At 70.1% G+C, this 12,891-nt stretch carries 13 protein-coding genes; 2 read left to right on the forward strand and 11 right to left on the reverse strand.

Annotated elements, in window-relative coordinates:
* Positions 1-241 precede the first annotated feature (241 nt).
* The gene (locus tag IFU11_RS17825) at positions 242-1,186 is read left to right on the forward strand and encodes a hypothetical protein (RefSeq protein WP_191940638.1); all 945 of its coding nucleotides are present in this window, start codon (positions 242-244) and stop codon (positions 1,184-1,186) included.
* Between the two features lie 348 nt (positions 1,187-1,534).
* On the opposite strand, the gene IFU11_RS17830 is transcribed toward IFU11_RS17825, so the two are convergent.
* The 3 genes from IFU11_RS17830 to groES all read right to left on the reverse strand — a co-directional run bounded on the left by IFU11_RS17830 (position 1,535) and on the right by groES (position 4,430).
* Positions 1,535-2,812: an ABC transporter substrate-binding protein gene (locus tag IFU11_RS17830; protein WP_079001731.1), complete on the reverse strand. Its 1,278-nt coding sequence runs from the start codon at positions 2,810-2,812 to the stop codon at positions 1,535-1,537.
* A gap of 187 nt (positions 2,813-2,999) precedes the next feature.
* Positions 3,000-3,938 carry an EamA family transporter RarD gene (gene rarD, locus IFU11_RS17835; RefSeq protein WP_137243117.1) on the reverse strand — a complete coding sequence of 313 codons (939 nt, stop codon included), beginning with the start codon at positions 3,936-3,938 and terminating at the stop codon, positions 3,000-3,002.
* 195 nt (positions 3,939-4,133) lie between these two features.
* Positions 4,134-4,430, reverse strand: coding sequence for a co-chaperone GroES (groES, locus tag IFU11_RS17840; RefSeq protein WP_056008047.1), 297 nt, complete (start codon positions 4,428-4,430; stop codon positions 4,134-4,136).
* A 158-nt stretch (positions 4,431-4,588) separates the two neighbouring features.
* On the opposite strand from groES, the gene IFU11_RS17845 reads away from it, so the two are divergent.
* On the forward strand, positions 4,589-5,794 hold the full coding sequence (locus IFU11_RS17845; protein ID WP_192019825.1) for a class I SAM-dependent methyltransferase: 1,206 nt from the start codon (positions 4,589-4,591) through the stop codon (positions 5,792-5,794).
* Positions 5,795-5,832: 38 nt separating this feature from the next.
* Here IFU11_RS17845 and IFU11_RS17850 read toward each other — a convergent pair whose 3' ends face one another.
* From IFU11_RS17850 to glmS, 8 genes are all read right to left on the reverse strand, one after another.
* Positions 5,833-6,582 (reverse strand): DUF4190 domain-containing protein, encoded by a 750-nt coding sequence (locus IFU11_RS17850; RefSeq protein WP_191940636.1) that lies wholly within the window; start codon positions 6,580-6,582, stop codon positions 5,833-5,835.
* 94 nt (positions 6,583-6,676) lie between these two features.
* Entirely contained in the window at positions 6,677-7,735 is a 1,059-nt protein-coding gene (tsaD, locus tag IFU11_RS17855; RefSeq protein WP_124768829.1) for a tRNA (adenosine(37)-N6)-threonylcarbamoyltransferase complex transferase subunit TsaD, read from the reverse strand.
* Entirely contained in the window at positions 7,732-8,268 is a 537-nt protein-coding gene (gene rimI / locus IFU11_RS20430; RefSeq protein WP_371742831.1) for a ribosomal protein S18-alanine N-acetyltransferase, read from the reverse strand. Before rimI ends, tsaD begins: the two co-directional genes overlap by 4 nt.
* A complete protein-coding gene (gene tsaB, locus IFU11_RS17865) occupies positions 8,265-8,894 on the reverse strand; it encodes a tRNA (adenosine(37)-N6)-threonylcarbamoyltransferase complex dimerization subunit type 1 TsaB (RefSeq protein WP_192019826.1) in 630 nt (209 codons plus the stop codon). The genes rimI and tsaB overlap by 4 nt, the downstream gene beginning before the upstream one ends.
* 10 nt (positions 8,895-8,904) lie before the next feature.
* The gene (gene tsaE / locus IFU11_RS17870) at positions 8,905-9,405 is read right to left on the reverse strand and encodes a tRNA (adenosine(37)-N6)-threonylcarbamoyltransferase complex ATPase subunit type 1 TsaE (protein WP_124768828.1); all 501 of its coding nucleotides are present in this window, start codon (positions 9,403-9,405) and stop codon (positions 8,905-8,907) included.
* Positions 9,402-10,562 carry an alanine racemase gene (gene alr / locus IFU11_RS17875; RefSeq protein ID WP_192019827.1) on the reverse strand — a complete coding sequence of 387 codons (1,161 nt, stop codon included), beginning with the start codon at positions 10,560-10,562 and terminating at the stop codon, positions 9,402-9,404. The genes tsaE and alr overlap by 4 nt, the downstream gene beginning before the upstream one ends.
* A complete protein-coding gene (locus IFU11_RS17880) occupies positions 10,559-10,915 on the reverse strand; it encodes a holo-ACP synthase (protein WP_064296680.1) in 357 nt (118 codons plus the stop codon). The genes alr and IFU11_RS17880 overlap by 4 nt, the downstream gene beginning before the upstream one ends.
* A gap of 74 nt (positions 10,916-10,989) precedes the next feature.
* Positions 10,990-12,837 (reverse strand): glutamine--fructose-6-phosphate transaminase (isomerizing), encoded by a 1,848-nt coding sequence (glmS, locus tag IFU11_RS17885; RefSeq protein WP_124768826.1) that lies wholly within the window; start codon positions 12,835-12,837, stop codon positions 10,990-10,992.
* Between the last annotated feature and the right edge of the window lie 54 nt (positions 12,838-12,891).

Consider the following 12,891-nt stretch of genomic DNA (forward strand, 5'->3'; position numbering starts at 1 on the left):
GTCCTGGCGCCTGAGCGCGGGTCTCCGGAGGTGCGCGCTCACGCGCTGGACCCGCGCTCACGCCGAGTCATCACCACTGCGGCACAGCGACCCGCGCTGAGGCAGACGACCAGCGCCGGCGTCAGCGCACCGCGCTGGGCACCACTCCACCCTCGCTCCACCGCAGGCTGGATGGGAGCAGTTCTCCACATCGCTTCCACGACACGAGGTGCCGGCGGACGCGAACGGGCACGGTGAGGCGATGGAATCCTTCGATCTCAACCTGCTCCTCCGCCCGAACGGACTCCTCCTCGTCCGCGACGCACGTCGGGTCGGTGCCGAGCGCCTGGTGAGCGCCGCCCACCGCGACGGCGACCTGGTGCGTCTTCGGAAGGGCATCTACGTCCCTGAACCGATATGGAGTTCCCTGTCCCCCGATGACCGCTACCGTGTCCGGATCGATGCGGCGGCCGTCGCGCTCCGCAAGGACGCTCTGTTCAGCCACTACTCGGCAGCGCGGTTGTGGGGACTCCCGATCGTGGGTCCGTGGCCTCCCGAGGTGCACACGCTGACGACCGGTGATCGCGGAGGGCGTTCGGCACCCGGCATCATCCGTCACACGACGCAGGGCTCCGTCGCCCGACGGATGCGGTACGGGCTCGCGGTCACGGACCCGGCTCGGACCGTCGTCGATCTCGCTCGGATCGCCCGCCTCGAGGACGCCGTCGCCGTCGCCGACGCTGCCCTCCGGCTCAAGCTCACCGACGAGACGGCGCTCCGCTCGCTCGCACGAGACCTGCCGGGCCGTCGGGGAGGACGGCAGGTGCGCTTTGCGATCGAATTCGCGGACCCCCTCGCCGCGAACGGTGGCGAATCGAAGATGCGGGTCGTGATCGCGCAGCTCGGTTTCGCCCTGCCGGTGCTGCAGCAGGCCTTCTCCGACGCGGACGGACCAGTCGGCGTGGTCGATGCGGTCTGGCCGGACGAGCGCATCATCCTCGAACTCGACGGCCGGCAGAAGTATGTGCGGGAGGAGTTCACGCAAGGACGGGACGTGGCCGACATCGTCCTGGCGGAGAAGCATCGGGAGGACCGGCTGCGCGCGCTCGGCTACACCGTCGTCCGCGCCACCTGGGAGGACCTCGTCCATCCGAGCCGGCTCGCCGCGAAACTCGAGCGCGCGGGACTGCAACGCGCGTTCCGTTGACTGACCCGGGCGCCCAACTGGTCGCTGTTAGCGCGGTGCGCCGGCGTGACCGCACCGCACCCTCCGTCAGCGCGGTGCGCTGGCAGGCGCCCCTCCCGTCGCCAGCGCGGTGCGCCGGCGTGAGCGCGCCCCGCTGTGCCGCATGGGCTCGGAATCGGCGTGAGCGCGCCGCAGGCGCGTGAGCGCGGGTCTCTGGAGACCCGCGCTCACGCGCTGGACCCGCGCTCGCGTCAGCGCACCGCGCTGGCGCCACACACGGCACACCACACGCGGGGCAGCGGGCAGAGATAGGGCCGGGCACGACGAAGGCCCCGGATCACTCCGGGGCCTCGTCAGTCGCGAGGGCGACTAGTTGGTGCGGGTGTACTTGTTGTCGTCACCGTACTGGTAGATACCGATGGTCGCCTCGGTCGGGTCACCGTTCTCGTCGAACGTGATCGGACCGGAGTTGCCGTCGTAGTCGATCTTCTTGCCGTCGGCGATGGCCTTCGCACCCTCTTCGAAGGTGGTCACCTTTTCGCCCTTGTCCTTACCACCGGACACGGACTGGAGCTCTGCCGCCATGTCGGCACCCTCGGTCGAACCGGCCTGCAGCGCCGCGAGGGCGAGCAGGATGACGGCGTCGTAGGATTCAGCCGCGTAGCTGTAGTCCTTGAGCGGCTCGCCACCCTCGTCCTTCACGAACGCCTGGAGGCGGTCGGTGAAGTCACCGAGCTTCGCGGTGTCGAGACCGGGCAGCGTGCCCTTGGCGCCCGTCAAGGTGCCCGGAGCGAAGTCCGCGCTGTAGTCGGCGAGGTTGCCGTCGACGAAGTAGAGCTTGTCCGACGGGAAGCCGGCGAGACCGGGGACGATCGTCTTGGTCTCCTCGAACGCGATGATCGCGATCGCGTCGGGGTTCTCCGCCTTGACCGCGCTGATCTGCGCGTCGAACGAGGTGTCACCGGTGTTGTACGACTGCTCGGCGACCACTTCACCGCCGGCGCTCTCGAAGGCCTCCTTGGTGAACTTCGCGAGGCCGGTGCCGTACGAGTCGTTCAGGTAGATGATGCCGAGGGTGGCGTTGCCGTCCTCCGCGATCAGGTTCCCGAGGACCTCGCCCTGCAGCACGTCGGACGGCGCCGTCCGCCAGTAGAGACCGTTGTCGTCCCACGTCGTGAAGTCCGCGGAGGTGTTCGCCGGGGAGAACTGGATGACGCCTGCGCCGGTGACTTCGTCGATGAAGAGCTTCGACACACCCGAGGACGCTGCACCGATGATGGCCGTGACGCCCTCGGAGAGCAGACGGGGGACCTCGGTCGCGTACGCCTTGTTGTCGGAGTCACCCGAGTCGCCGAGCGTCAGGTCGATCTTGATGCCGAGGTCGGCGTCGTTGACCTCCTTGACCGCGAGACCGACACCGGCCTCCTCGGGCGGGCCGAGGAACGCGAGGTTACCGGTCTGCGGCAACGCCGTGCCGAGCTTCAGGGTCAGGTCGCCAGCAGGCTTGCTGCTGCTGCCGCTGTCGCCGCTACCACTCGAGGCGCAACCGCTCAGGACCAGCGCGCTGGCTCCGATCAGTGCGATACCACCGAGAACGATGGAACGTGGGCGGGAGCGAGCGGCCGTGGCCTTCGAAAAGACGCTCATGGTACTCCTTGCTTGTCAGAAGAGTGGCAGCTCCAGGGGCTGCCGTTGAGTCAAGTTATCCGCTGCACGTGCGCTGGACAATGTCGTTGACGTTACAAGCGTGTAACACGACCAAATCGTTACCTCAGGACGGCCTGTTTCGCGCTTTTCCTGCAGTGGTCGCGCGATCAGCGCTGGAATCCGCTGTTCAGACCCGCGTCGAGCGGCGCCGTTCGGCCCCGGCGGCCCGACGACCCCGCGTTGAGGCGACGAGCATGTCGACGGTGAGGATCGCGAGCGCCAGCCACACGAGACCGAAGCCCAACCAGCGCTCCGGCGGCATCGCCTCGTGCAGGACGGCGACACCGACGACGAACTGGATGATCGGTGCGAAGTACTGGATGAAACCCATCCAGGTGAGCGGGAGGCGGCGGGCCGCCGCCGCGAACAGCAGGAGCGGGACGGCGGTGATGACGCCGGCGCCGACGAGCAGCAGGGCGTGCCCGACGCCCGCGGTGCCGATGGTCAGCCCACCGGTCACGCCGACAGCGATGAGCTGGGCGATCGCGACCGGCATCAGCCACACGGTCTCGAGCGTCAACCCGGACACGGCGTCGACCGAGCCGCCCACCAGTTTCTTGATGTAGCCGTAGAGGCCGAATGAGAAGGCCAAGATGAGGGCGATCCAGGGGACGCTGCCGTGCCCGATCGCGAGGACGAGGACCGCGATCACGCTCACGACCACCGCGGCCCACTGGGCCGGACGCAGCCGCTCACGGAGGAAGAAGACGCCGAGGAAGACGGTCACGATCGGGTTGATGAAGTACCCGAGCGACGCCTCGACCACTTGGCCGTTGAGCGCACCGTACACGTAGGTCTGCCAGTTGACGTAGATGAGCGCTCCGGCGAGACCCATCGTCAGGACGATGCGGCGCTGGCGGAGGATGCCGAACAGTCGACGCCAGGAACGGGTCGCCAGGATGAGGACGGCGCAGAAGACGAGGGAGAAGAGGATCCGCCACGCCACGACCTCGAAGGCTCCGGCCGGTGCGAGGGCGATGAAGTAGAGCGGGAGCGCTCCCCAGAGGCAGTAGGCGGCGACCGCCGAGAGCAGTCCGGACCGGCTCCCCTGCTGGGGTACGGCCACACTCGCACGTCGGTCGTCTCCCCCGTCGACGGTGACGGGGTGGATGTCGACGTCGGCTGGATCGCTGGGGTTCTGCACTGGTCCAGGCTAGACCCGCGACTCCCCGCGACACCCTCCGGAAACGGACACAGCCCGAACGGCGAATGCCATTCGGGCTGTTGAGCGGCCTGGGCCGCCGGATCCGTGCGCTGGTGACTAGCGGACGACGACTGCGAGGACGTCGCGCGCGGACAGGACGAGGTAGTCCTCACCGGCGTACTTGACCTCGGTGCCACCGTACTTGGAGTAGATCACCTTGTCGCCGACGGCGACGTCGAGCGGGACGCGGTTGCCGTTGTCGTCGATGCGACCGGGTCCGACCGCCACGACCTCGCCCTCCTGGGGCTTCTCCTTGGCGGTGTCGGGGATGACCAGACCGGAAGCGGTGGTCTGCTCTGCCTCGACCTGCTTGATGACGATGCGATCCTCGAGCGGCTTGATGGAGACCGACACGGTTGACCTCTTTCTTGAAACGAAGACGTGGTTAGCACTCACACTGCGAGAGTGCTGATTCCAGTGTAGGCATCTTCTGGCACTCATGCAATGCGAGTGCCAATCAGCGACTGCTACCGTTGCCGGATGCATCCAGCTCCGCCCGAGGCCCGCTGACCATGGACCGTTCGGAACTCGTCGAACTCCTCACGGCCGACGGCCTCAGGCTCCTCGACGCCCTCCCTCCCTACCCGACGAAGGACGAGGCCGTCCGCCTGGTCGGGCGCCTGCGCAAGGAGGGCCACTCCCCCGAGCTGGTCGCGGCGGTCCTCACGCAGTCGCGGCTCAGGCAGAAGGCCGTCGGCAAGTTCGGTCCGTTCGCCGGCCGCATGCTGTTCACCGAGGCCGGGCTCGAACAGGCCACGCGCCTTCCCGTCGCCGCGCTGCACGCCGGGCGGTTCGCCCGGGCCGGCCTCACGCGCATCGCCGACCTCGGCAGCGGCATCGGCGCCGACTCGATGGCCATGGCCTCGCTCGACCTGGAGGTCACGGCGGTCGACATCGACGAGGTCACCGCGGCCATCGCCAGCTACAACCTCGCTCCGTTCCCCACGGCGACCGTGCGGAATGCCGCCGCCGAGGACGTCTCCCTCGACGACTTCGACGCGGTCTGGTTCGATCCCGCGCGGCGCACCGCAGGACACGTCGACACCGCGCGGCTGTCGAGTGCCGCCGACTACACCCCGTCCCTCGATCTGGTCTTCGGTGCGGCGACCCGCCTTCCCACAGGCGTCAAGCTCGGGCCCGGATTCGACCGCTCCCTCATCCCCGACGACGCCGAGGCGCAGTGGGTGTCGGTCGACGGACAGCTCGTCGAGATGGCGCTCTGGTTCGGCCCGCTGGCCCGTCCGGATGTCCGACGGTCCGCGCTCCTCCTCGCGGACGGCGTCCACCACGAGTTGCACGCCGAGGCCGACGCCGACGACGCCCCAGTGCGGGAGCTCGGCGACTACGTGCACGAACCCGACGGATCCGTGATCCGGGCCCGACTCATCGGCGACCTCGCCATCCGGTTGGAGGCCGGCATGCTCGGCCAGGGCATCGCCTACCTGACCTCCGACACCGCGACGAGCTCGCCGTTCGCCACGACCTTCCGAGTCCTCGAACGGCTGCCGATGGACGAGAAGGTCCTCAAGCGCACCATGCGTGATCGCGGGATCGGCGTCCTCGAGATCAAGAAACGCGGCGTCGACGTCGACCCCGCGGCGTTCCGGAAGCGTCTCGCACTCAAGGGCGACGGCTCGGCCACGATCATCCTCACGAGGATCGCCGGCAAACACAGTGCGCTGCTCGTCGAACGGGTGACGCCGGCCGCCGACGCCTGACCCGACGGCGTCCGCCGGGCCGCAGCGCCTGTGGAGGATCAGGTCGAGACGTAGCCGATGATCACGACGACGCTGTAGACGAGCCAGCCGACCGAGCAGGCGAGGCCGACGAACCCGGTCACGAGGCCGGTGAGGGCGCGACCTCGGCCCTGCGGCTCGCGACGCCTGGCTCCGAACCCGAGCACGATCGCGGCGATCGACAGGGGGAAGCCCCAACCGACGAAGACCGACACGACGAGCCCGACGACACCGGTGATGAGCGACCAGGTGCTCCGCGAGGTCCCGGTCGACGCGGCAGGGGTCTGCGTCTGCGACTGCTGGTACGCGGCGTAGCCACCCTGGCTCGGCGCCTGGTAGACCGCCGTCGGCACCGTCTGGAGATAGGTCGCGTGATCGCCCTGCCAACCCGCCGGAGGCGCCGAGGGGGACGCCCCCTGCTGGGCAGGGTGCGTCGGCGGCGTGACGGGCGCGCCGGCGCCGCGCTGCCAGTCCGTGGGTGGCGGGGAGGCCTGACCCTGAGGCTGGTGCGGCTGCTGGGGCTGAGGCTGGTACGGCTGCTGCTGGCCCTGGGGCTGATACGGCTGCTGCTGGCCCTGCGGCGCGACGCCGGCCTGCTGGGAGGGCTGTGGCGGCTGGTACGGCGACCAGGGCTGCTGGGCCTGGGGCTGCTGCGCCCACGGCTGCTGCGGCTGCCCGTTCGGCTGCTCGGCTTGCGGCGGGCGCGACTGCCCGTCCACCGCACCGTCCTGGTGCTGAGGTCGTCCGTCGGGGTGCTCGTGCTGATCCATCGCCGCTCCTTCGATCCGTGACCGGGTACCGGCCCATCCTATGCGCCGACGTCTGCGCACCCGGTCGACGGCCGCGAGACTGCTCGTCGAGCGGTCAGAGCACCTGGATCTCGGTGACCGGCAGGGTCGAGTCGGCGCCGAAGTCGAGCGACGACGGCTCGTGTCCGGCGGAGATGAGCTGGGCGGCGAGCGCGGCGATCATCGCGCCGTTGTCGGTGCACAGCTGCAACGGCGGGATGCGGAGTTCGATCCCGGCCGAGGCGGTGCGTTCGGCTGCCACCTCGCGGAGCCGTGCGTTCGCGATGACACCGCCCCCCAGCAGCAGGCGGGGCACGCCGAGCTCGGTGCACGCCTTGACCGCCTTCGAGACGAGCACGTCGACGACGGCCTCGCGGAAGCTGGCGGCGACGTCCGCGACGGGGACCGGCTCCCCCGCGTCCTGCTTCGCCTCGACCCAGCGTGCCACGGCCGTCTTCAGGCCGGAGAAGGAGAAGTCGTAGCGATGCCGCTCCATGTCCTTCGGCAGGCTGAGTCCGCGGGGGAAGCGGATCGCCTTCGGGTCGCCGCCGACGGCCGCCCGGTCGATCTGCGGACCGCCCGGGTACGGCAGACCCAGGATGCGCGCGACCTTGTCGAAGGCCTCGCCCGCCGCGTCGTCGATGGTCTCGCCGAGCAGTTCGACGTCCGACACAAGGTCCCGCACGAGGAGCAGCGAGGTGTGCCCGCCGGACACGAGCAGGGCGATCGTCGGGTACTCGATCGTCCCGTCCTCGGAGTCGAGGACGTCCGCGCCGACGTGACCGACGAGGTGGTTCACGGCGTACAGCGGTTTGCCGAGGGACACGGCGAGCGCCTTCGCTGCACCGACGCCGACCATGAGTGCGCCGGACAGGCCGGGGCCACTGGTCACCGCGACGGCGTCGAGGTCGGCCAGGGCGATGCCGGCCTCGGCGAGCGCCGCCGTGAGCGTCGGCTCGAGGGCCTCGAGGTGGGCGCGAGCGGCGACCTCCGGGACGACGCCGCCGTACCGTGCGTGCTCGTCCATGCTCGAGGCGATGGTGTTCGCCAGCAGGTGGTGTCCGCGGACGATGCCGATCCCGGTCTCGTCGCAGCTCGTCTCGATGCCGAGGACGAGCGGTTCTGCACGGTTCACGCGATGCTCCCGGGGTGCTGGTCGGTCTGGTCGAGCGGGGACTGGCCGTGGGCGGGCATGGGCGGCCTCGGCTGGACCGTGAGTCGCATGACGATGGCGTCGACGTCGTCCGGCTGGTAGTAGCCGGGGCGGACGCCGAGTTCCTCGAAGCCGAGACTCCGGTACAGCGCGATCGCCACGGGGTTGTCGGCCCTGACTTCGAGGAAGACCTGGGTGACGTCCTGCTGCCGGGCCTGATCGATGAGCGCCTGCATGAGGAGTCGTCCGAGCCCTCGTCCTCTAGCGTGCCCGGCGACGGCGATGGTCTGGATGTCGGCGTCGTCGGACCGGGACGGTGCGAAGAGACCGCCGTAGCCCGCGAGTGTCGCGTCGTCGGCGTCGACCTCCGTCGCGACGAGATAGTACCCGTGCGGCGACGACAGTTCGGCGCGCATCATGTCCGCCGACCAGGCGTCGTTCACGAAGACGGTGTGCTCGAGCGCCATGATCGCGTCGAGGTCGGCGACACCGGCGCGGCGTAGCGACCAGCTCACGCCGTCACCCGCTTGGCGCCTGCGGACATCGTGACGTCGGGCGAGCGGAGGTACAAGGGCTCCTCCCCCGCGAATCCGCCATCGGTGGCGAGGAGCACTGCGGCGACCTGGCCCAACGCCCCGGCGGGGACGACCAGCGCGTCGAGGCGCACGGACTCGGAGGTCGGGAGGTCGTCGGGTTTCGCGAGGGCCGGCCCCTGCACGCGGACCGGGAGGCCGGCTGCGTCGAGTCCGGCGTAGCTCGTCCAGTAGCGTTCGCGACGGCGGGCGTCGGTGACGACGAGGAGCGTGGCGTCGGGTGCAGCGGAACCGGAACGGTAGGCATCGAGCGCGATCGCATCGTGGCTCACCACGGGGTGCACCGGGAGGCCTGCGCCGATCCCGAAGCTGCGAGCCGCGGCGATCCCGATCCGGAGTCCGGTGAACGGCCCAGGGCCCATGCCCGCGACCAGCCCGGTCAGCGCGGCGACCTCGATCCCGGCGTCGTCGAGGCATCCGGCGATGAGCGTCCCGATGACCTCGGCGTGCCGCATCGGGTCGTCGGAGGACCGTTCGGCCAACACCTCGCCACCCAGGGTGACGACGGCGACGCTCGAACCCGCGGATGTATCGATCGCCAACAGCACGTCGTCCAGCCTACCCGGCGTCGATGGCGGGGTGCCGCGAGAGCGTGAGGGTCCGGCGCTCGATCGGCTCCTCGCCAGCATCGTCCGTCGCGGGTTCGTCGCCGGCTCCGGTCGGACGTTCGATGACGAGCTCGAACCAGGTGGGGACCACGCCGTCGAGCAATCCCGCTCCCCATTCCACGACGACGACGGATCGGGCGAAGTCGATGTCGAGGTCGTCGAGTTCGAGCGCCGAGCCGAGCCGGTAGGCGTCAACGTGGACCAGCGGCGGACCGCCGACGAGGCTCGGGTGTGTCCTGGCGAGCACGAAGGTGGGGCTGGTGACGGGGCCGCGGACCCCGAGGCCCTCGCCGATCCCTCGCGTGAGGGTCGTCTTGCCTGCTCCGAGCGGCCCGGTCAGGACCAGGAGCTGCCCTGCACGCAGTTCCGTGCCGAGTCGGACGCCGTACGCGTGCATCTCCTCGGGCGTCGCCACCTCGACGGTGCCCGGGGTGAGGACGTGATCGGTCATGACCGCTCCCTGGTCGTCCGGACCACGCGCGGCCCGATGCGGGTGACGAGTTCGTAGTTGATGGTGCCGGCGGCCTCCGCCCACTCCTCGACACGCGGCGCGCCGGACGCCGGATCGCCGAAGAGCACGGCGTCGTCACCCACCGCGACCGCGTCGTCGCCGACGTCGACGACGAACTGGTCCATCGCGATCCGCCCGCACACCCGGTAGCGGCGTCCGTTGATCACGACCGGACCGGCGTTCGAGGCGCTCCGCGGCACACCGTCGGCGTATCCGAGCGGGATGAGGGCGAGCGTCGTCGCCGTGCTGGTCCGGTAGCTGTAGTCGTAGGACACCCCGGCGCCCGGCTCGACCTGACGCACGGCGGCGACCGTCGCCCGGAGGGTCATGACGGGCCGGAGGCCGAAGGCGTCGGCCGAGCGGTCGGCGTCCTCGGTGGGCTCGAAGGGTGACAGGCCGTACACGGCGAGTCCGAGGCGGACGGCGTCGTACCGGAGGGACGGCTCGCCGAGTGCTGCCGCCGACGCGGCGAGGTGCAGACTCCGCGGTGCGAGACCGGCCTCCCTGGCGAGGGCGACCCCGCGTTCGAAGCGGACGGCGGCGGCCCGGTCGTCGGCGGTGGAGGTGTTGGAGACGTGCGAGAACAGCCCGTCGACCCGGACGAGCCCGGCGGCCTCGGCGGCTGCGGCGGTCTCGAAGAGCGCCGGCCAGTCGGCTTCGGCCGCGCCGTTCCGGCTGAGCCCGGTCTCGAGTTTGAACTGGACGACCGGCACGACGGACGGCCGATCCCGAGCGGCCTCGATCACGCGGTCGAGCTGCGCCACCGACGACAGACCGAGGTCGAGCCCGGCGTCGAGTGCGGCGCCGAACCCCGCTTGTGGACCGTGCAGCCAGGCGAGGATCGGTGCCGTGATCCCGGCGGCACGCAGCGCGACGCCCTCGGTGATGTCGGCGACGCCCAGGCGATCGGCCCCGGCCTCGACCGCCGCGCGGGCGATCGCCTCGGCACCGTGCCCGTAGGCGTCGGCCTTGACGACGACGATGAGTTCACCGACGTCGGTCAGTTCGCGCAGACGACGGACGTTGTGGCGCAGGGCGTCGAGGTCGATGATCGCCTCGCGGGTCGGTCGCTCGTCGTGCTCGGACACGGGCGTCATCCCTCCCGCTCCGCGACGACGAACGCGACGGCGACCCCGGCGTCGTGCGTCATGGTCAGGTGCATGCTGGTGATCCCCCGTTCAGCCACGACACCCGCCGTGACGCCGGACAGGGCGAAGTCAGGCTTCCCCTCGGGGCCGTTCACGATCGCCATCTCCTGCCACCGGATGCCGTCCGAGGAACCCAGTGCTTTGATGAGCGCCTCCTTGGCGGCGAACCGCCCGGCGAGGGACCGCAGCGGGAGGTCGCGCTCCGACGGGACGAAGAGCCTGGCCAGCAGGTTCGGGGTGCGCGTGATCGCCCGTTCGAACCGTGCGAGGTCGACCAGGTCCACCCCGATGCCGATGATCATCCCTCTACTCTACGGCCGTCGTGTGCGGCCCGGAGGCCCGCACGACGGGCCACCTCGGACCCCGCGGACCGCCCCTACTCGACCGTGACGGACTTCGCGAGGTTGCGCGGCTGGTCGACGTCGAGGCCCTTCGCCGTCGCGAGCTCCATCGCGAAGATGTGCAGCGGGATGACGGCGAGCAGGGGCTCGAACAGCGGACCGGCGAGCGGGATCGGGATGACCTCGTCGGCCGAGGGCAGGACGGCGGCGTCGCCCTGCTCCGCGATCGCGATGACCCGGGCACCACGTGCGCGGATCTCCTCGATGGTCGAGATGACCTTCGGGTGCAGGATCGCCGAGCCACGCGGGCTCGGGACGACGACGAAGACGGGCTGGCCCGGCTCGATCAGGGCGATCGGGCCGTGCTTGAGCTCGCCACCGGCGAAGCCTTCAGCGTGGATGTACGCGAGCTCCTTGAGCTTCAGCGCACCCTCGAGCGCGATCGGGTACCCCACGTGGCGGCCGAGGAAGAGCACGGCCCGGGAGTCGGCCATCCAGTGGGCGAGCTGCGCGATCTTCTCGGAGGCCCCGAGGATGCTGGCGATCTTGTCGGGCACGGCCTGCAGCTCCTCGACCTGCGACGCCAGGAACGCCGGGGTCTGCGTGCCGCGGACCCGCGCGAGGTGCAGCCCGAACAGGTACAGCGCCGTGATCTGAGCGGTGAACGCCTTCGTGGACGCGACCGCGACCTCGGGCCCCGCGTGGGTGTACACCACGGCGTCCGACTCGCGCGCGATCGTGGCGCCCTGGGTGTTGCAGATCGACAGGGTCTTCGCGCCGGACTCGCTCGCGAAACGCACCGCCATGAGCGTGTCCATGGTCTCGCCCGACTGGCTCACCGAGATGACGAGCGTGCGCGCGTCGATGACCGGGTCGCGGTAGCGGAACTCGTGGCTCAGCTCGACGGTGACCGGGATCCCGGCCCAGCGCTCGATCGCGTAGGTGCCGACCGTGCCCGCGTAGGCGGCGGTGCCACACGCGATGATCACGATGCGGTTGATGTCGAGGAAGAGCTCGTCGAGACCGGCGAGTTCGGGGATGACGACCTGGCCGCCCTCGACCCGCCCGCGGATCGTGTTCGCGACCGCGTCGGGCTCCTCGCTGATCTCCTTCGCCATGAAGCTCGACCAGCCGCCCTTGTCGGCCGCCGAAGCGTCCCACTGGATCTCGAACGGCTCGGTCACGACGTGGTTGCCGGAGAAGTCGGTGACCGTCACGTCGTCGGGCGTGATGACGACCATCTGGTCCTGGCCGATCGCGACCGCGCGCTGGGTGTACTGCACGAACGCGGCGACGTCCGACCCGAGGAAGTTCTCGCCGTCGCCGAGCCCGATGACGAGCGGCGAGTTCCGACGCGCACCGATGACGACGCCGGGCAGGTCCTGGTGCATGGCGAGCAGCGTGAAGGCGCCGTCCAGGCGAGCGACGACGCGACGGAAGGCTTCGGTGAGGTCGCCGGTGGAACGGTACTCGCGGCCGATCAGCACGGCGGCGATCTCGGTGTCGGTGTCGCTCTCGAAGGTGAAGCCGTCCGCGAGGAGCTCCGCGCGCAGTTCGGCGAAGTTCTCGATGATGCCGTTGTGGATGAGCGCGAGGCGTCCTTCGTCACCGAGGTGCGGGTGCGCGTTGCGGTCCGTCGGTCCACCGTGGGTCGCCCAACGGGTGTGACCGATACCGGTCGAGCCCGGCGCGATGGGGTTCGCGGCGAGGTCCTCGGTGAGGACGGCCAGCTTCCCGGCGCGCTTCCGGGTGTTCAGCGAACCCGTCGCGTCGAGCACGGCGATCCCGGCGGAGTCGTACCCCCGGTACTCGAGTCGCTTGAGTCCGCCCATGAGGACGTCCACCGTCTTGTCGTTCCCGACGTACCCTACGATTCCACACATGTAGAGCAGCATAATCGTGCGATTTTGCGAGGATCCTGCACCAACCTCGAGGCG

Source organism: Plantibacter sp. CFBP 8804 (assembly GCF_014841225.1).
Taxonomy (GTDB): domain Bacteria; phylum Actinomycetota; class Actinomycetes; order Actinomycetales; family Microbacteriaceae; genus Plantibacter; species Plantibacter auratus.